Annotated in this window: 17 protein-coding genes; 10 read left to right on the top strand and 7 right to left on the bottom strand. The window is 59.1% G+C overall.

What is annotated here, in order from left to right; all coding sequences use genetic code 11:
- The first annotated feature begins 2 nt into the window (after positions 1 to 2).
- From ACE3SE_RS13930 to ACE3SE_RS13940, 3 genes are read left to right on the top strand one after another with little or no spacing between them, the layout of a single operon-like run.
- The gene (locus ACE3SE_RS13930) at positions 3 to 2,204 is read left to right on the top strand and encodes a type I secretion system permease/ATPase (RefSeq protein WP_374556111.1); all 2,202 of its coding nucleotides are present in this window, start codon (positions 3 to 5) and stop codon (positions 2,202 to 2,204) included.
- On the top strand, positions 2,201 to 3,544 hold the full coding sequence (locus tag ACE3SE_RS13935) for an HlyD family type I secretion periplasmic adaptor subunit (RefSeq protein WP_374556113.1): 1,344 nt from the start codon (positions 2,201 to 2,203) through the stop codon (positions 3,542 to 3,544). The genes ACE3SE_RS13930 and ACE3SE_RS13935 overlap by 4 nt, the downstream gene beginning before the upstream one ends.
- 58 nt (positions 3,545 to 3,602) lie before the next feature.
- Positions 3,603 to 4,964 (top strand): TolC family protein, encoded by a 1,362-nt coding sequence (locus tag ACE3SE_RS13940; protein ID WP_374556115.1) that lies wholly within the window; start codon positions 3,603 to 3,605, stop codon positions 4,962 to 4,964.
- 166 nt (positions 4,965 to 5,130) lie between these two features.
- Here ACE3SE_RS13940 and ppsA read toward each other — a convergent pair whose 3' ends face one another.
- Positions 5,131 to 7,518, bottom strand: coding sequence for a phosphoenolpyruvate synthase (ppsA, locus tag ACE3SE_RS13945; protein WP_045847252.1), 2,388 nt, complete (start codon positions 7,516 to 7,518; stop codon positions 5,131 to 5,133).
- 333 nt (positions 7,519 to 7,851) lie between these two features.
- Here ppsA and ppsR point away from each other — a divergent pair, with 333 nt between their 5' ends.
- From ppsR to ACE3SE_RS13970, 5 genes are all read left to right on the top strand, one after another.
- Positions 7,852 to 8,673 (top strand): posphoenolpyruvate synthetase regulatory kinase/phosphorylase PpsR, encoded by an 822-nt coding sequence (ppsR, locus tag ACE3SE_RS13950; RefSeq protein ID WP_131358132.1) that lies wholly within the window; start codon positions 7,852 to 7,854, stop codon positions 8,671 to 8,673.
- A gap of 502 nt (positions 8,674 to 9,175) precedes the next feature.
- Complete coding sequence (trpS, locus tag ACE3SE_RS13955; RefSeq protein ID WP_374556117.1) at positions 9,176 to 10,198, top strand: tryptophan--tRNA ligase; 1,023 nt, start codon at positions 9,176 to 9,178, stop codon at positions 10,196 to 10,198.
- Positions 10,199 to 10,265: 67 nt separating this feature from the next.
- Positions 10,266 to 10,580, top strand: coding sequence for a chorismate mutase (locus ACE3SE_RS13960; RefSeq protein ID WP_374556119.1), 315 nt, complete (start codon positions 10,266 to 10,268; stop codon positions 10,578 to 10,580).
- Between the two features lie 35 nt (positions 10,581 to 10,615).
- On the top strand, positions 10,616 to 11,089 hold the full coding sequence (locus tag ACE3SE_RS13965; RefSeq protein WP_374556121.1) for a CreA family protein: 474 nt from the start codon (positions 10,616 to 10,618) through the stop codon (positions 11,087 to 11,089).
- A 12-nt stretch (positions 11,090 to 11,101) separates the two neighbouring features.
- Positions 11,102 to 11,800 (top strand): YdcF family protein, encoded by a 699-nt coding sequence (locus ACE3SE_RS13970; protein ID WP_374556123.1) that lies wholly within the window; start codon positions 11,102 to 11,104, stop codon positions 11,798 to 11,800.
- A gap of 4 nt (positions 11,801 to 11,804) precedes the next feature.
- Here the strand turns inward: ACE3SE_RS13970 and ACE3SE_RS13975 are convergent, their stop codons facing one another.
- The 6 genes from ACE3SE_RS13975 to mltG all read right to left on the bottom strand — a co-directional run bounded on the left by ACE3SE_RS13975 (position 11,805) and on the right by mltG (position 16,494).
- Complete coding sequence (locus tag ACE3SE_RS13975; RefSeq protein ID WP_374556124.1) at positions 11,805 to 12,587, bottom strand: MBL fold metallo-hydrolase; 783 nt, start codon at positions 12,585 to 12,587, stop codon at positions 11,805 to 11,807.
- 4 nt (positions 12,588 to 12,591) lie between these two features.
- Entirely contained in the window at positions 12,592 to 13,383 is a 792-nt protein-coding gene (locus ACE3SE_RS13980; protein ID WP_374556126.1) for a TatD family hydrolase, read from the bottom strand.
- A 50-nt stretch (positions 13,384 to 13,433) separates the two neighbouring features.
- Positions 13,434 to 13,799 (bottom strand): PilZ domain-containing protein, encoded by a 366-nt coding sequence (locus tag ACE3SE_RS13985; protein WP_374556128.1) that lies wholly within the window; start codon positions 13,797 to 13,799, stop codon positions 13,434 to 13,436.
- A gap of 82 nt (positions 13,800 to 13,881) precedes the next feature.
- Positions 13,882 to 14,883 (bottom strand): DNA polymerase III subunit delta', encoded by a 1,002-nt coding sequence (locus tag ACE3SE_RS13990; protein ID WP_045847244.1) that lies wholly within the window; start codon positions 14,881 to 14,883, stop codon positions 13,882 to 13,884.
- On the bottom strand, positions 14,883 to 15,512 hold the full coding sequence (gene tmk, locus ACE3SE_RS13995) for a dTMP kinase (protein WP_374556130.1): 630 nt from the start codon (positions 15,510 to 15,512) through the stop codon (positions 14,883 to 14,885). Before tmk ends, ACE3SE_RS13990 begins: the two co-directional genes overlap by 1 nt.
- Positions 15,505 to 16,494 carry an endolytic transglycosylase MltG gene (gene mltG / locus ACE3SE_RS14000; protein ID WP_374556132.1) on the bottom strand — a complete coding sequence of 330 codons (990 nt, stop codon included), beginning with the start codon at positions 16,492 to 16,494 and terminating at the stop codon, positions 15,505 to 15,507. Before mltG ends, tmk begins: the two co-directional genes overlap by 8 nt.
- A 270-nt stretch (positions 16,495 to 16,764) precedes the next feature.
- Here mltG and ACE3SE_RS14005 point away from each other — a divergent pair, with 270 nt between their 5' ends.
- Both ACE3SE_RS14005 and ACE3SE_RS14010 read left to right on the top strand, forming a co-directional pair.
- Positions 16,765 to 17,436: a DUF3313 domain-containing protein gene (locus tag ACE3SE_RS14005; RefSeq protein WP_374556134.1), complete on the top strand. Its 672-nt coding sequence runs from the start codon at positions 16,765 to 16,767 to the stop codon at positions 17,434 to 17,436.
- A gap of 144 nt (positions 17,437 to 17,580) precedes the next feature.
- A complete protein-coding gene (locus ACE3SE_RS14010; protein ID WP_045847241.1) occupies positions 17,581 to 17,850 on the top strand; it encodes a hypothetical protein in 270 nt (89 codons plus the stop codon).
- Positions 17,851 to 18,008 lie beyond the last annotated feature (158 nt).

Below are 18,008 nucleotides of genomic sequence, written 5' to 3' on the forward strand. Positions count from 1 at the left end.
CCATGTCTACACCCTCTTCCTCTCCGGCTGATGCCACCCATAGCAAGCAGCTTGACAGCGGCTTGCACTGTTTGATTCTGATGGCGCAATTACATGGTATTGCTGCCGATGCCGCGCAGTTACACCACCAGTTTGGCAATTCAGCATTTTCGGTACAAATCCTGTTGCTGGCAGCGCGCAAGTTGGGGCTGACCGCCAAATGTATTCAACAAGACATGGCGCGGCTGGAACGTGCGCCCTTACCCGCCATTGGAATATGGCGGGATGGCGGCTTTTTTATCATGGGAAAAGTGGATACCACCCATGAGTCTTGGCGAGTGCTGATTCAGCAGCCCGGCGAGCCTCCGCAGGTAGTCGGTTTGCCAGACTTGCTGTCGCGCTGGAGTGGCGAATTGATTCTGTTTACCAGCCGTGCCAGCTTTGCCGGGGCCATGGCGAAATTTGATTTCACCTGGTTTATCCCTGCCGTGGTGAAGTATCGCAAGTCATTGGGCGAGGTATTGCTGATTTCACTGGCGCTGCAACTGATTGGCCTGATCACCCCCTTGTTCTTTCAGGTGGTAATGGACAAGGTACTGGTGAACCATGCCATGACCACGCTGAACGTGATAGCCATCGGCCTGATTGTGGCCACCTTGTTTGATGCCTTGCTCAGCGGAATTCGCACTGCGGTATTTGCCAACACCAGCAGCAAGATTGATGTGGAACTGGGTGCCCGGCTATTTGACCATTTGCTGTCATTGCCGGTGGCGTATTTTCAGGCTCGGCGTGCCGGGGACTCGGTGGCACGCATACGCGAACTGGAAAATATCCGCTCTTTCCTCACCGGTAACGCCATGACTCTGGTACTGGATACGGTATTTTCTGTTGTATTTTTACTGGTGATGCTGTGGTACAGCGTGCCATTGACCATGATTGTATTGGCATCCATCCCGGTCTATCTGCTGCTGTCGTTTATTTTTACCCCTATCCTGCGCGCCAAGCTGAATGACAAGTTCAATAAAAGTGCCGAGAACCAATCTTTTCTGGTGGAAACCCTCACCGGGATAGACACCATCAAATCGATGGCGGTAGAGCCGCGCTGGCGGCAAAAGTGGGACAAACAGCTGGCAGCTTATGTGGCAGCCGGGCTATCCACCACCAATGTCGGTCTGGTGGCCAGTGGCGGTGTCAGTCTGGTCAGCAAGCTGGTGACCGCGGGCATCATGTGGCTGGGAGCCTTGCAAGTATTGGACAGCAAAATGACCGTGGGCGAGCTGGTGGCTTTTAATATGCTGGCCGGCCAGGTATCAGCGCCCATTCTGCGGCTAGCGCAGTTATGGAATGATTTCCAGCAGGTGGGTATTTCCATGCAGCGGCTGGGCGATATCCTGAATACGCATACCGAAGTGGAGGGCCATAAAACCCGCATTCCGCGCATTACCGGTGCCATTGGTTTTGATCAGGTGTCCTTTCGCTACCGCCCGGATGCCAGCGATGTACTGCGTGGCGTATCTCTGGAAATCAAGCCGGGCGAGGTGATTGGCATTGTCGGTCGCTCCGGGTCAGGTAAAAGCACCTTGAGCAAACTGGTACAGCGGCTGTATGTGCCGGACCGGGGCCGGGTGACGGTGGATGGTCAGGATATTGCCATTGTGGACACCGCCTCCTTGCGTCAGCAAATTGGCGTGGTTTTGCAAGAAAACACCTTATTTTCCCGTTCAATTCGCGACAATATTGCGCTGACCGATCCTGCGGCACCAATTGAGAAAATCATTCAGGTGGCCAAGCTGGCTGGCGCGCATGACTTTATCTGTGAATTGCCGGAAGCCTACGACACGTTGGTTGGCGAACAGGGTGCCGGCTTGTCTGGTGGCCAGCGGCAGCGGATTGCCATTGCACGGGCGTTATTACTTGATCCACGCATTCTGATTTTTGACGAAGCCACCAGCGCACTGGATTACGAATCGGAAAAAGTCATCCAGGACAATATGCGGCGGATTGCCGCCGGTCGCACGGTATTGATTATTGCGCATCGCTTGTCGGCAGTACGGGATGCCAACCGGATTATCGTGATGGAAAAGGGGCAGATTGCCGAATCCGGCAATCACGCCCAACTGATGCAACAGCCGAATGGCATTTATCGCCATTTGCATACCTTGCAGGGGCAGGCAGCCGTCAACCCGGTAGTACATGGCAATCCTGACCCCCTGGAGCAGGTATGAGCTTGCGTCACCGGCTACAGGCCGGGTTCGATCTGCTGCGCCGTTATGTTTCGGTTTTCCGTCACTTCTGGCGTATCCGCGATACGCTGAAAACCGATTTTTTCAATAAACAGGAAGCCGAATTTCTGCCTGCCGGACTGGCATTACGGGAAGCACCCGACTCGCCCACCTTGCGGCTCAGTGCCCGTGTGCTGATGAGCTTGCTGCTGGCAGCCATACTGTGGGCTTGCTTTGGCCACATCGATATCATCGTCACCGCCACGGGCAAGATCATTCCATCGGCACGCATCAAAACCATTGCCTCGGTCGATGTGGCCAGTGTCAAAGCCTTGCATGTGAAGGAAGGGCAAACCGTACGTGCAGGCGAGGTACTGGTTGAGCTGGATGCCAGCAGCAGTGACGCCGAGTATGACAAAGCCGCGGATGCCTTGCTGCAGGCGCGCTTGCAAGTGGCCCGTTCGCAAGCCCTGATCGAAGCGGTGGACCAGCACCGTCCGCCACGCCTGCCGGATACCAGTGATATTCCCCAGCAGCAATGGCGCGCGGCCAAGCAACAACTGGACAGTCAATATCAGGATTTCCGCGCCAAACTCCAACGGCTGGATAGTGATATCGCCCGTTTTGCCGCCGCATTGCCGCTGGCGACACAGCGCGAACAGGACTACAAGTTGCTGGCACAGGACAATACCGTCTCCCGCCATGCCTGGCTGGAAAAGGAGCAGGCGCGGATTGATCTGGCAGGGCAGCTGGCGGATGCGCGCAATCAGCGTACCGCCTTGATTGCCCAAACCCGCAAAGAGGCCTTCGACGCCATCACCGAAGGCAACAAGATCGTGATTGCCTCCGGACAGGATGCCCGCAGGGCGGGTACGCGTAGCCAGTTACTGAAATTGACCGCACCTGTCGATGGTACGGTGCAGCAACTCACCGTACACACGGTGGGAGGCGTCGTCCCGGCGGCGCAGCCATTGATGCAGATTGTTCCCCGACAATCCACCATGGAAGTCGAAGCGTTTATCGAAAACAAGGACATCGGCTTCGTGCGTGTCGGCCAGACTGCTGCCGTCAAGATTGACGCCTTTGAATACACCAAGTACGGCACCATTCCAGCCCAGGTCAGTCATGTTTCCCACGATGCCATCCAGGATGAAAAGCGCGGTCTGCTCTATGCCAGCAAGATCACGCTGGACCGGGACAGCCTGACTGTTGACGACCGAAAACAGGCGCTCACCCCCGGTATGGCAGTTAACGTGGATATCAAAACCGGCAACCGCCGCGTGATTGAATATCTGCTCTCTCCCCTGCTTCGCCACCAGCAGGAGTCCTTGCGTGAACGCTAACACTCGGGCTTATCCGCTACTTACACTGTGTTGCCTTGTATTACCGATGGCGTCTACCTTGGCTGAAATCAGCAGGCCGGGCTGGCTGTCAGACCCACTGCTGGCCAGCCCGCCACTGGTGGAGACTGCTGCTGATCATGGTCAGCCTTGCCAGAGGCTGCCGGACAACACCGCAACAATCATCAGCCTGGCCACAGCGCTGGACATGGCGCTGTGTTTTAATCCGCAATCGCAGGATGCATGGGCTTCCATCCGCCAATACAGTGCACAACGCGGAGAAGCACGTGCCGCCTACTTGCCAAACATCAGCGCAGGCATCAGCCGTCAGCAGCAGCAATCCCGCTACCCTGCCACCAGTCGCCAGATGGATACCAGCATTAGCACCGATAGCCGTTATGCCAGCCTGACCTGGCGACTGCTGGATTTTGGTGGCAGGGAAGCCAGGCTGCAGGCGGCTGACCATATGCTGAGCGCGGCCCTTGCCAGCAGGGATGCCATCATTCAAAAAATCATGCGGGATGTGATTGCCTTGTACTTTTCCGCCCAATCCGCCCAAGCCGAACGTGATGCCCGCTTAGAAGGCAAGAATATTGCGCAAGGGATTCTGACCATGACCAAGCGTCGCGAAGCGCAAGGCCTGGCTGCTCATACCGATAGCTTGCAAGCGGCAACTGCCCTGGCCAAGGCAGAGCTGGAACTGGCTCGCGCCACAGCCAATGCCGACAAGACAAGCCTGGCACTCGCCTTGAAACTGGGCTTTCCACAAGGAATGGTGCAATTACCACGCATACAGGCTGCCGATGTCCGTCGTTATAACGTGATCCAGAAAGACCTGAGTGCCTGGCAGGCACTTGCCAGTGAACAACATCCGGCCATTGTGGCGGCCTATGCGCAGTGGCAAGCCGCGAAAGAGCAGTACAAGGCCACGCGGGCAGATGGCCTGCCGGTACTGGACTTCAGCCATAGCCGCTACCTGAATGGACGGCCCAATCAGGAACTGAGCGCCAGGCAGTCCCGCGAAACGGTCACTGGCCTGACATTGAGCATCCCGCTGTTTGAAGGCTTTGGCCGACACTACAAGCAACAAGGAGCACTGGCACAGATCGCCCAGAAAGAAGCGCAATGGCAGGAAACCCGGAATCAGGTACTGCATGACATCAGTCAAACTTACAGCGAAGCCACGGCCTCCTTGCTCACCCTGGAGGCCTCGGGAAGACTGCTGCGCATTGCAGAGGAAACCATGCAGGCCATACAGCGGAAATATGCAATGGGGCTGGCTGACACGCAGGAAATTCTCAATGCGCAGGCCGGTCTGGCCGATGCACGACAGGAACGGGTACGCACATTGGCAGAATGGCGTTCGGCACAGCTACGCTTGCTGACGGACGCGGGGAAGTTGCGCATGCATGATGTGGAGTGAACTTCAATAATGATCACGTGGCATGAATAGACCGGACAAATGTCTGGCATTTTCATGCAGGTCCTGCAAGCGGCTGCTTGTTTGCAGCCCTCCCAGCCCTCCCAGCACAGCCATAAAAAAAACCGCCCTCGAAAGGGCGGTTTTTGCTTAACCGGCAGATGCAGGTTTAGGCGTTCAGTTCGCGAGCCAGGTACAGCCAGGTTTCCACCACGGTGTCCGGGTTGAGGGAGACGGTTTCGATACCCTCTTCCACCAGCCACTTGGCGAAGTCCGGATGGTCGGACGGGCCCTGACCGCAGATGCCGACATACTTGCCAGCCTTGCGGCAAGCCTGAATGGCCATGTGCAGCATGGCTTTCACGGCTTCGTTACGCTCGTCGAAGGTGGCGGCAATCGGGCCACCGGAGTCGCGGTCCACGCCCAGGGTAAGCTGGGTCATGTCGTTGGAGCCGATGGAGAAGCCGTCGAAGAACTGCAGGAACTTGTCGGCCAGCACAGCGTTGGTCGGCAGTTCGCACATCATGATCAGACGCAGGCCGTTTTCGCCACGCTTCAGACCATTGGCAGCCAGGATTTCGACAACCTTCTCGGCTTCAGCCAGGGTACGGACAAACGGGATCATCACTTCCACGTTGACCAGACCCATCTCGTCGCGCACCTTCTTGATGGCGCGGCATTCCAGGTCGAAACAGTCACGGAAGGATTCAGCCACGTAGCGTGCAGCACCGCGGAAACCGATCATCGGGTTTTCTTCGTGCGGTTCGTACAGCTGACCGCCGATCAGGTTGGCGTACTCGTTCGACTTGAAGTCGGACATGCGCACGATGACCTTTTTCGGGGTGAAGGCTGCGGCCAGGGTAGCAACACCCTCGGCAATCTTGTCCACGTAGAAGTCAACCGGGCTGGCGTAACCAGAGATGCGATCGCTGATGGTCGCTTTCAGGTCGGCCGGCAGGGTGTCGAATTCCAGCAGGGCTTTGGGGTGAATACCGATCTGACGGTTGATCACGAATTCCATGCGGGCCAGACCCACACCTTCGTTCGGCAGCTGCGCGAAGTCGAAGGCCAGTTCCGGGTTACCCACGTTCATCATGATCTTGACCGGAGCAGCGGGCATCTTGTCCAGCTCGAGGTCGATGATTTCCACGTCCAGCAGGCCATCGTAGATGTTGCCGGTATCGCCTTCGGCGCAGGAAACAGTCACCTGCATGCCTTCGGACAGTACGTCGGTGGCATCGCCACAGCCCACAACAGCCGGAATACCCAGTTCACGCGCGATAATGGCAGCGTGACAGGTACGGCCACCGCGGTTGGTGACAATGGCAGCGGCACGCTTCATCACCGGTTCCCAGTCCGGGTCGGTCATGTCGGTTACCAGCACGTCGCCCGGCTTCACGCGGTCCATCTCGGACGCATCCTTGATGGTGCGTACGGTGCCCTGGCCAATCTTCTGACCAATGGCGCGGCCTTCACACAGCACGGCGGACTTGCTGTTCAGACGGTAGCGGCGCAGGGTGTCCTTGCGGTCTTCCTGCGACTTCACGGTTTCCGGACGGGCTTGCAGGATGTACAGCTTGCCATCGCCACCATCACGGCCCCACTCGATGTCCATCGGGCGGCCATAATGTTTTTCGATGATCAGCGCGTATTCAGCCAGCTCGGCTACTTCAGCGTCGGTGATGGAGAATTGCTTGCGCAGTTCTGCCGGTACATCCACGGTCTTGACCGAGCGGCCAGCCTGGGAAGCATCGGTGAATTCCATCTTGATCAGCTTGGAACCCATGTTCTTGCGCAGCACAGCCGGACGACCTGCCTTCAGGGTCGGCTTGTGAACGTAGAATTCGTCAGGGTTGACGGCACCTTGCACCACGGTTTCGCCCAAGCCATAGGAAGCGGTGATGAACACCACGTCTTCAAAGCCGGATTCGGTGTCGATGGTGAACATCACACCAGCAGCGCCCGTGTCGGAACGCACCATGCGCTGTACACCGGCGGACAGGGCCACAACGTCGTGGGCAAAGCCTTTGTGTACGCGGTAGGAAATGGCGCGGTCGTTGTACAGGGAAGCAAAAACATGCTTCATGGCATCCTTGACGTTTTCAAGGCCACGAATGTTCAGGAAGGTTTCTTGCTGGCCTGCGAACGAGGCATCGGGAAGGTCTTCTGCGGTTGCGGAAGAACGGACTGCTACGGAAATATCTGCACCACCGGAATCGGCGACCATCTTGTCCCAGGCAGTCTTGATATCTTCATCAAGCTTGGCCGGGAAAGGAGTATCGATGATCCACTGGCGGATTTCCTTGCCAACGCGGGCCAACTCGGTCACGTCGTCGATGTCCAGTTTGGACAGCGCGGCGCTGATCTTGTCAGCCAGGCCATTGTGCTGGAGGAAATCACGGTAGGCATCCGCAGTAGTCGCAAAACCACCGGGGACTCGGACGCCCGAGCCTGCCAATTGACTGATCATTTCGCCCAGGGAGGCATTCTTGCCGCCTACCTGTTCAACGTCAGTCATGCGCAGTTTCTCGAACCAGATGACGTAGTTCTCTGCCATCACTTCACTTCCTGTATTGGATTGGACGGATAGAAAACCCGCATTCTAGCCGAATACCACCGCGTTTGCGTAGCCCATTTTGCGGCGCACAACACAAGGGTTTGCCCCATATCAATGCAAACAAGGCTGATGAATGGTCAATCCGGGGGCGTTTCTTTGCAGATTTGTGACTGCGATGTAGTGTGGCGACTACAACAAAAACCATGATGGTGGCGGATCAGGGCCAGATCATGGCAAAAACAGCATCAACGCCGACCCGCTGCCTTGGCAGGGGCGTCGAGGGGTATAATCTGTCACAACTTTTTTCCCATTGCTTCCGAAACAGGTGCATCCATGCCACACCGTCGCTCCGCCTTTTTCATTTCTGACCGCACCGGCATCACCGCCGAATCGCTGGGCAACACCCTGCTGACCCAGTTTGATACGCTGGATTTCAAGCGCGAAGCCATCCCCTTCATCGATACGGTGGAAAAGGCCCAGGTCGTGGCCCACCACATTCGCGCCGTGGCTGAAGCGGACGACCTCAAGCCTCTGGTATTCACCAGCATCGTCAACCCGGAAGTGCGCGAAGTGCTGCACATTGACAATGCGCTGGTGGTGGATTTCTTCGACACCTTCATTGGCGAACTGGAAGCCGAGCTGGGCCAGAAGGCCTCGCTCACCCTGGGCAAGGCGCATGGCGTGGGCAGCGAAGAGAAATACGACCACCGTATCGAGGCGGTGAACTTCTCGCTCAATCACGACGACGGCGTGAAGCTGAAAGACCTGGCCGAGGCCGATGTGATTCTGGTGGGCGTGTCCCGCTCCGGCAAAACCCCGACCTGCCTGTACCTGGCGCTGCAATACGGCATCAAGGCGGCCAACTACCCGCTCACCCCGGAAGACCTGGACAGCCCCACCCTGCCCAAGATGTTGCTGCCCTATCGCAACAAGATGTTCGGCCTCACCATCGACCCGGCCCGCCTGCACCACATCCGTCAGGAACGTCGCCCGGATTCGCGCTACGCCAGCCTGGACAACTGTCATTTCGAGGTGAACGAGGCCGAGTCCATGTTCCGCTTCCACGGTGTGCCCTTCATCAGCACCACGCACAAGTCGATCGAGGAGATCGCCACCACTATCATGCACAAGGCGACGCTGACCCGTCGCTTCTAAGACCCGCTAACAAAACCCCCGATTCTGCGTTGCGCCGACTTGCCGTACTCACTGTACTGTCTGCGTCGGCGCGCCTTGACTCGGGTGCTCTACGAGGTTTTGTAAGCGGCTTCAAGACAAGAGCGGCTCACAAAACCCTGTTGCTGTGTTGCGCCTCTTTGCCGTACCCCGCGTACTGTCTGCGTCGGCGCGCCTTGCCCCAAGGACGCTACGCTGTTTTGTACGCCGCCCGGAAAACCGTGGATAGCAAGCTGCGCTAGTGTGGCAAGGCGCAACGCATTGCGCTTGACGCCTGCTGCTGCGCCGTGGTGTGATAGAAAACATGAACTCCCGCATCGTATTCGCATCCTTCAACTGGTGGTGGCGCCTCTCCTGAGGTGGCACCGGCGACTGCGCACGCATACAACCCGGAGGCTGCCGACAAGGCGGATCCGGGTTTTGTTTTGTCTACGTTCCGCCTTGTCGATGGTTTCCGTTACTTGATCAGCAACAGGAACACGACATGAAACCGAGCGACATCACTTCCCAGGACATCATTCTCACCGGCGACCGCACCACCGGCTCGCTGCACCTTGGCCATTACGTTGGCTCCTTGCGCAACCGCGTGCTGCTGCAAGACCGCTGCCAGCAATTCCTGCTGCTGGCCGACGCCCAGGCGCTGACCGACAATATGGGCAATTACCTCAAGGTGCGTGACAACGTGCTGCAAGTGGCGCTGGATTATCTGGCGGTGGGCATTGACCCGGCCAAGAGCACCATCTTCATCCAGAGCCTGGTGCCGGAGCTGACCGAGCTGGCGTCCTACTATCTCAACCTGGTGACGGTATCGCGGCTGGAGCGCAACCCCACCATCAAAGATGAAATAAAACAACGCGGCTACGAGCGCGACATCCCGGCCGGCTTCCTCACCTACCCTGCCGCCCAGGCCGCCGACATCACCGCCTTCAAGGCCACCATCGTGCCGGTGGGTGAAGACCAGATTCCGATGATCGAACAGACCAATGAAATCGTGCGTCGCTTCAATGCCAGTGTGGAAAAGCCGGTACTGGTGGAAGCCAAAGCCATGGTGCCGGAAGTAGGCGCCCGCCTGCCCGGCATCGACGGCAAGGCCAAGATGTCCAAATCGCTGGGCAACACCCTCACCCTGTCCGCCAGCGCCGATGAAATCCGCCAGGCAGTGAAGATGATGTACACCGACCCCAACCATCTGCGCGTATCCGACCCGGGCCAGGTGGAAGGCAATGTGGTGTTCAGCTATCTGGATGCCTTCCATCCCAATATCGAACTGGTAAAACGCCTGAAGGACCACTACCGTCTGGGCGGGCTGGGTGACAGCGTGATCAAGCAGCATCTGGAAGAATGCCTGCAGGAACTTCTGGCCCCCATCCGCCAGCGCCGCGAGGAATACGCCCGCGACCCGGCCGCTGTACTGGCCATGCTGAAGGAAGGCACGGCGCGCGCCCGTCAGGTGGCGGCTGTCACCCTGAGTGAGGTGAAGGCAGCCATGGGGCTGAACTACTACTGATCTGCCGCCATCCACCATGGCAACACGGCCACCCGGCTGCGGGTGGCCGCCAACAGGAGAAGCACCCATGGAATTTGTCTATCAATGCCAGAATCTGGATGAAGTGCGCACACAAATCGACCGTATCGACCGTGCGCTGGTATCGCTGCTGGCCGAACGCGGCCTGTATGTGAAACAGGCCGCCCGCTTCAAGCACAGCAACGAGGAAGTGGAAGGCGGCAAGCGGGTGGATCAGGTGATGCGCCGGGTGGAAAAACTGGCGGGCGAACTGGGAGCAGACCCCAGACTGACTGCCGAGGTGTACCGCACCATGATCAGCCACTTCATTGCCAGCGAGCTGCAGGAATTCACCAGCATGGGCAAACCGCTGCCCACGGCTTAGACTGTCAGCCTGTCTTCATCCATCAGGAAACAACCATGACGCTGCTGCGCCCCCTGCTGCTGGCTGCCAGCCTGTGCAGCCTGCTACCCCAGGCCCAGGCCGAGGAAGTCGGCAAGGTATCCACCACCTTCCGCCTGCTCAGCCCGAACGACAAGGTCGTGGTTGAGGCCTTCGACGACCCCTCGGTAGCCGGTGTGGCCTGTTATGTATCGCGTGCCCAGACCGGCGGCTACAGCGGTGCGGTGGGCCTGGCCAAGGACCCGTCGCGCTTTTCAGTCGCCTGCCGCCAGATTGGCAACATCAGCTTTGCCAAACCGCTGCCGAAACAGGAAGAAGTGTTCAAGGAAAGCGCGTCCTTCATCTTCAAGCATGTGCGGGTGGTGCGCATTGTCGATGCCAAACGCAATACCCTGGTGTATCTGACCTACTCCGACAAGCTGGTGGACGGCAGCCCTGACAATGCCGTCACCGCCGTACCGGTGAGCGGCCAGAACATTCCGCAGAAGTAAGCGGCGGTGTCGATGAACCACACACCGGACCGCCCCACCCTCACCCTGCAACTGGCTGGGCAGCTGTGGGATTTCCTGTCAGCAGGCCGGGGACATCAAGCCTGCGATGTGCTGGTGGTGTGCGGTTCTTACGACCTGAGAGTGGCAGAGCATGCTGCGACCCTGCTGCAACAGGGCATTGCCCCGTACATGCTGATCAGCGGCAATACCGGCAACTGGACCCGCGATTTGTGGAACAGGCCGGAGGCCGACGTGTTTGCCGAGCGCGTGCTATCCCTCGGCATCAAGCCACAGCAAATAGTGCTGGAGCCGCAGGCACGCAGCTTTGCCGAGAACCTGTCCTTTGCCCGCGCCCTCTGCCCGGATGCACGGCGCGTTACCTTTGTCACCAAGCCCAACTCCATCCGCCGCGTCACCCAGACCCAGCCGATACACTGGCCGGATATCGACTTCTCTGTCGATGCGCCGGACTTCGCCTTTCCCTGGGGCGTGTCCAATATGGTGGGGGTATTTGGCCTGATCGAAGAAATGGTGGGCGATGTACACCGCCTGCTGCGCTATCCGCGGCTGGGTTTTCAGCAGGCGCTGCCCATTCCGGACGAGGTACTGGATGCCTGGCAACAACTGATTGCGCTGGGTTTCAACCGCCATCTGCTGCGCGGCAGCGCACTGGATGACCTGCCCGCACCACGCGGCCAGACAGCAGGATGACGCGTTACAGCTGCACACGCAGCCCGTCGTAGCCGACTTCCACCCCCGGTGGACACAGTGCCGACAAGGCATGGTATTCCAGCCGGTGAATCATGTGGATCAACACCGTGCGGCGGGCGCCGATACGCGCTGCCCACTCCAGCGACTGATGGAAACCCAGGTGCGAGGGGTAGCCGTCCATGTTCAGGCAATCCAGAAACAGCACATCCAGCCCTTGCAGCAGCGCCAGGCTCTCATCCGGGATATGCGACAGGTCGGTCAGCCAAGCAGCATTGCCAATGCGCCAGCCCAGGCAGGGCCAGCTGCCGTGTTGCAAGGGAATGGGGGTAATGGACAGGCCATCATGCTCGAACGGACCATCCACCACTTCCGGTAGCAGCACCGGCTTGTCCCACACTTTTGAAGGTGCTTGCAACGCATAGCCAAAGCGGCTGGTGATGTTGTCCATGGTAAAGGCATTGCCGTACAGCACTACCGCGCCTTGCTTGACGTAGCAGAAGGCGCGCAGATCGTCGATGCCATTGAGATGGTCGGCGTGCGGATGGGTGTACAACACGGCATCCACCTGACGGACGCCCTCGCGCAGCGCCTGCTGGCGCAGGTCCGGCCCGGTGTCGATCAGCAGGCCGTGCTCGCCGCAACGGATGTAAGCCGAGCAGCGTGTGCGGTGATTGCGCGGGTCGGTGGAGCTGCAGGTGGCACACTGGCAGCCAATGGCCGGGGTGCCGGAGCTGGAACCACAACCCAGAATGGTGATTTCCATTTCGCCAACACGTGGGGCCGTCATCGTGTCAGGCCACCTGCCCGGCTTGCGGGCGCTGGATCTTGCTGAACAGGCGATAGAAGTTGTCGCTGGTGGCGGCGGCAACTTCTTCGAAACTGATGCCGCGCAGTTCGGCGATATGCTCGGCCACATGCCGCACATAAGCCGGCTCGTTCAGTTTGCCACGGTAAGGCACCGGAGCCAGATAGGGCGAGTCGGTTTCCACCAGCATGCGCTCCAGCGGCATTTTCTGTGCCACTTCCTTGATTTGTGCGGCGTTCTTGAAGGTCACGATGCCGGAGAAGGAAATGTAAAAACCGATCTCCAGCGCAGCCTGCGCCACTTCCCAGTTTTCGGTGAAGCAGTGCATCACCCCGCCACATTGCTCGGCACCTTCTTCACGCAGGATGCGGATGGTGTCGGCAGCGGATTCACGGGTATGGATGATCAGCGGCAAACCTGCACGCTTTGCCGCGCGGATGTGGGTACGGAAACGCTGGTGCTGCCATTCCAGATCGCCCTTGCACCAGTGGTAGTCCAGCCCGGTTTCGCCAATGCCCACCACGCGCGGGTGAGCCGCATGGGCCAGCAGTTCTTCTTCACTGAATTCTTCTGCTTCCGGGTCATCCGGATGAATGCCGACAGTGGCGTACAGATTGGTATGGTTTTCCGCCAGTGCCAGCACTTCGGGATATTTGGGCCGCGACACACCGATTACCAGTGCCAGCTCGACACCGTTGTGCTGCATATTGCCCAGCACCTCGGGCAGACGGCTGGAGAGATCGGGAAAATTGATATGGCAGTGCGAATCGACAAGCATGGTGTGTGTTCTGGCTGGCAGTGCCGCCGGCGCTAGCCGGACGGCAGGGTTTACATGGTATGGGTGGGGCGGCTGGAATTGAGCACACCGCCCAGCAGGGTTTCAATCTTGGCCTTGGCCTGGGTTCCGGCATCGCCGTAGGCGAACTCCACACCAATGCCCTGCACACGGCTGTTGTTGGCCCCGGCCGGGGTAATCCACACCACCTTGGCCTGCACGGCAATTTTCTGCGGCTCATCCATCAGCGTCAGCAACAGGAAGACTTCTTCACCCAGTTTCATTTCCTTGTTGGTAGGAATGAAAATCCCCCCGGTTTTCAGGAAGGGCATGTAGGCCGCAAACAGGGCACTGCGCTCCTTGATGTGCAGCGACAGCACGCCGGGGCGTGCGGAATCGGGGCGAGGCGTATTGTCCATTGCGCATATCCGCTATTGATGATTGAAGCGCCGAGTTGTTCGGCAGCCTGTTGCATGGCAAGTACTTCCGGGGCAGACCATGTCAGCCTTGGCGGCCACCGGCAAAAATCTTCAGGTAATCCATCAGCAAGGCTTCCAGCTGCAGCCGGGTATTGAGCGTGTGCTGACCAAATGGAGCCAGCTGCTGCAAGGCATCCTGGCAGCGCATCAGGGCCACCGGGTCACAACGCTGTACCAGTGCCTGCAACACCTGCTGCTTGTCTGGATGATAGCGGACAATCCCCGCCAGACTCAAACCAGCCAGATCATGCAGCCATTTCATCAGCCAGCCCAGCGGAATGGCCAAGGGCAGCTTTTGCTTGTCCACCAGCTCGGCCAGGCTGAGGATGCTGGCGAATGTCGGTTGCCCCAGCCCGTCAATGAACTGGCTGCGCAGTTTGGCCAGTACCGGGTCGTGGTCAAACAAGGGCGCGCCACCGTTATGTGCCAGTTCGGTCGCCGCATTTTCCACCCCTTGTTGCTGCAACCAGGCCAGCGCCTGGGCTGGCGTGGGCGCAGACAGCGGAAACTGGCGGCAACGGCTGCGAATGGTGGGCAACAGGCGCTGGGCAGCCTGTGCCACCAGCAGGAACAGTACATCCTGCGGCGGCTCTTCCAGAATTTTCAGCAAGGCATTGGCGGCTGCCGGGTTCAGGTTTTCTGCCGGTTCCACCACGATGATGCGTCGTCCGGCGCGGTGGGCCGTGAGGTGGGCAAACTCGATGACTTCACGCACCGCTTCAATCTTGATCAAGGGCAGCTTGCGGCCGGGCTTGGCTTCCTTGCCCTCTTCTTCGTCATCGGTTTGCGGGGACAGGCGACGGAAGTCCGGATGGGTGCCGTGGGCAAACCAGCGGCAGGCCTCGCACTGGCCGCAGGGCTGATGGTCGGCTTGCAGTTGTTCGCACAGCAGCGACTGGGCCAGATGCAGGGCGAACTCCAGCTTGCCGGTGCCGGCCGGGCCGATGAACAGCCAGGCATTGGGCAGGCGGGCCCGTTCTGCGTTCAGGCGTTGCCAGTCCTGCTCTTGCCAGGGAAACAGCATCAGCGTTGCTCCAGCAAGGCGGCCAGATGACCGGCAATGTCCTGTTGCAACTGGGCAATGCTGCGGGTGGCATCCAGAATGCGAAAGCGGGAATCCGCGGCGGCACGTTGCAAGTAGGCATCACGCACACGCTGGTGGAAGTCGGCCTTTTCCTGCTCGAAACGGTCCAGCTGACGGCTGCCGGCCATGCGCTGGCTGGCCACATCCAGCGGTACATCAAACAGCAGGGTGAGGTGTGGTTGCAGGCCTTGCTGTACCCAGTCTTCCAGCACGGCAATGCGCTCGGTCGGCACGCCACGTCCACCGCCCTGAAAGGCAAAGGTGGAATCGGTAAAGCGGTCGGACACCACCCAGCGTCCGGCCTGCAGCGCAGGACGGATCACACTGGACACCAGTTGCTGGCGCGAGGCAAACATCAGCAGGGTTTCGGCATCCAGTGACACCTCGGTATCCACCGCCAGCAGCAAGGCGCGGATTTGCTCGCCCAGCGGCGTGCCACCGGGCTCACGGGTAAATTCGGCCACAATGCCATGTGTACCCAACCAGTCGCGGATAAAGCCCAGATGGGTGCTTTTGCCGGCACCGTCTATGCCTTCCAGCGTGATGAAGCAGCCAGTCCGACTAGTCATTGGAGCCTTTCTTCAGAATGTATTTGCGCACCGCCTGATTATGCTCGTCCAGCGTAGCCGAGAAATAGGAGCTGCCATCGCCCTTGGCGACAAAATAAAGGGCCGAGGAGTTGGCCGGATTGGCCGCTGCTTCCAGCGCGGCCTTGCCGGGCATGGCGATGGGCGTGGGCGTCAGGCCGTTGCGGGTATAGGTATTGTAGGGCGTGTCGCGGCGCAAGTCGGCCTTGCTGATATTGCCATGATAGGCGCTGCCCATGCCGTAAATGACCGAAGGGTCGGTCTGCAGGCGCATGCCCTTGTTCAGGCGATTGACAAACACCGCGGCCACCAGCGGCCGGTCTGCGTCCAGCGAGGTTTCCTTTTCCACCAGGCTGGCCATGATCAGCAATTCATACGGCGTGTGATAAGGCAGATCGGCCTTGCGTGCCGACCAGGCGGCATCCAGCTTTTGCTGCATGGTGTTGTAGGCGCGGCGATAGAGTTCCAGATCACTGCTGCCGGGGGTGAACAGATAGGTGCTGGGGAAAAACAGGCCCTCGGCCTGCACGCCGTCCAGCCCCAGTTGTTGCAGCAACTGGGTATCAGTCAAATCGCGCGCTTCGTGCTTGATGTCCGGATTGCGGTCAATCGCCTGACGGAACTGGCGGAAATTCCAGCCTTCAATCAAGGTCAGGCTGGCCTCATCCGGGTGGCCGTCGGCCAGGCGCTGCAGGATGTCCCACATCGATGCACTATCGCTGAACTGGTACAAACCGGCCTTGATCTTGCGGTCCATGCCCTGCATGCGACCCAGCAGCATCATGATGTTGCGGTTGCGGATCACCCCTTCATCCGCCAGGCTGCGCGCCACCTGACCCAGCGTGCGATTGGGGCCGATGGTCAGCTTGTAGGGGGATTGCGGCAGATCGACCGGGATGACCACCACCCAGCCCAGCCAGGCAACAGCGGTGAGCACGGCCAGCAACAGGATGCGAGGCCACAAGGCGGGGGATTTTCGTCTGGGTTTGGCAGGCACGGCAGATATCGACGACAAGGTGATTGGGCAAGGGTGTGATGATACCAGCAAGGGCCGTCGCTGGCATGCCACATGGGACGGATCGCCGTGTGCCTGCCATGGGCCGGTTTTGCATGCGAGCCAGCAACACATTGTCATGATGGCTATAGTAAGCGCTGTGCCTGGCCGCCAATAAGAGGGAACTCCCGGCCCGCCGCCTTCTCCCATGCTGCACACCACATACCGGAGACACCCGCAATGAAACCGTTTTTCCGCCTTGCCTGCGCCATCATCGCCCTGGGCCTCAGCCACCACGCCATGGCCGGGGAAAATCCGCAGCACCTGTTTGATCTGCCGCCGGAAGCCTTTCAGCCCAACCCGAAAGTGCCCGGCCAGATGATTTATCTCAAACCCGGCACCGATCTGAAACAGTACCACGCAGTCATTCTGGAGCCGCTGTCCTTCCTGGAGCGGCAGCACGACGGCAATTGGCAACTCTTGGTTTCCGCCGAAAAAAACAAGATAGACAGCTTGTACCGCATGAGCATGGAAACGGCACTGCGCAAGGAAAAAATCCGGGTGGTTACCGAGCCCGGGCCGGGTGTGGCACGCCTGCGCCTCGCGGTGACCGGCTTCCAGCAGGACAAGCCGGGCCTGGCGGTCAGCGACATCCTGCCGATCAAGGCTGCGTTCAATCTGGCACGTTTTGCCACCGGCACCGACCCCTATCTGCTGAAGGTGTCCACCATGGGCCAACTGGAAGACTCGCAGGAGCACACCTTGCTGGCAGGCGGCGTCAATCTGATCGAGAACCCGGGCAGCAAGACCAGGGATGAAGCGATTACCGCGGATTTACTGAAGAAGATGATCAAAAACTGGACTGCCAAGAACGCCAGCCAACTGGCACAGGCGCTGTCGCCCGCCAATTGAGGCTATCAGGAACAAATTCTGACAAGCGTTGTAACAATCCGTAATGGATAAGGCAGTAAAATCGGTTTATGTTACGCTGCACAAGCAGCAGAACATTCTGCTTGTTAACCGGGATGCTTCCCACTCAACCAAAAGGAAACTGCAATGCGCAAATTCGTGATGATGGCACTGTTGACCCTGGCCACCGCCAATGTTGCTCTGGCAGCCGATGCCAGCTGTGACGCCAAGGCAGCCGAGAAGAAACTGGCTGGTGCCGCCAAGGCCAGCTTCCTGAAGAAATGTGAGAAGGACAGCAAGGCTGCTGCACCGCAAGCCATGTGTGAAGGCAAGGCCGCCGACAAGAAACTGGCTGGCGCCGCCAAGAACAGCTTTGTGAAGAAGTGCGTGAAAGACGCTGCTTCCGCAGCCAAGTAAGCATGCCGGCGGGCCGGACCGGCCCGCCATCCACTCCCCCCCTCACACCTCACACCTCACACCTCACACCTCACACCTCACCCCTCACACCTCACACCTCACCCCTCACCCCTCACCCCTCACCCCTCACCCCTCACCCCTCACCCCTCACCCCTCAC

Origin of the sequence: Aquitalea pelogenes, assembly GCF_041914625.1 — a bacterium.
Lineage (GTDB): Bacteria > Pseudomonadota > Gammaproteobacteria > Burkholderiales > Chromobacteriaceae > Aquitalea > Aquitalea pelogenes.

Excerpts from the sequence above, each read along its gene's own strand:
- trpS (WP_374556117.1), top strand. The coding sequence starts at position 9,176 with ATGAAACCGAGCGACATCACTTCCCAGGACATCATTCTCACCGGCGAC.
- ACE3SE_RS14005 (WP_374556134.1), top strand. The coding sequence starts at position 16,765 with ATGAAACCGTTTTTCCGCCTTGCCTGCGCCATCATCGCCCTGGGCCTC.
- ACE3SE_RS13985 (WP_374556128.1), bottom strand. The coding sequence starts at position 13,799 with ATGGACAATACGCCTCGCCCCGATTCCGCACGCCCCGGCGTGCTGTCG.
- ACE3SE_RS13960 (WP_374556119.1), top strand. The coding sequence starts at position 10,266 with ATGGAATTTGTCTATCAATGCCAGAATCTGGATGAAGTGCGCACACAA.
- ACE3SE_RS13975 (WP_374556124.1), bottom strand. The coding sequence starts at position 12,587 with ATGACGGCCCCACGTGTTGGCGAAATGGAAATCACCATTCTGGGTTGT.
- tmk (WP_374556130.1), bottom strand. The coding sequence starts at position 15,512 with ATGACTAGTCGGACTGGCTGCTTCATCACGCTGGAAGGCATAGACGGT.
- ACE3SE_RS13930 (WP_374556111.1), top strand. The coding sequence starts at position 3 with ATGTCTACACCCTCTTCCTCTCCGGCTGATGCCACCCATAGCAAGCAG.
- ppsR (WP_131358132.1), top strand. The coding sequence starts at position 7,852 with ATGCCACACCGTCGCTCCGCCTTTTTCATTTCTGACCGCACCGGCATC.
- ppsA (WP_045847252.1), bottom strand. The coding sequence starts at position 7,518 with ATGGCAGAGAACTACGTCATCTGGTTCGAGAAACTGCGCATGACTGAC.
- ACE3SE_RS13935 (WP_374556113.1), top strand. The coding sequence starts at position 2,201 with ATGAGCTTGCGTCACCGGCTACAGGCCGGGTTCGATCTGCTGCGCCGT.
- ACE3SE_RS13970 (WP_374556123.1), top strand. The coding sequence starts at position 11,102 with ATGAACCACACACCGGACCGCCCCACCCTCACCCTGCAACTGGCTGGG.
- ACE3SE_RS13965 (WP_374556121.1), top strand. The coding sequence starts at position 10,616 with ATGACGCTGCTGCGCCCCCTGCTGCTGGCTGCCAGCCTGTGCAGCCTG.
- ACE3SE_RS13990 (WP_045847244.1), bottom strand. The coding sequence starts at position 14,883 with ATGCTGTTTCCCTGGCAAGAGCAGGACTGGCAACGCCTGAACGCAGAA.
- ACE3SE_RS13980 (WP_374556126.1), bottom strand. The coding sequence starts at position 13,383 with ATGCTTGTCGATTCGCACTGCCATATCAATTTTCCCGATCTCTCCAGC.
- ACE3SE_RS14010 (WP_045847241.1), top strand. The coding sequence starts at position 17,581 with ATGCGCAAATTCGTGATGATGGCACTGTTGACCCTGGCCACCGCCAAT.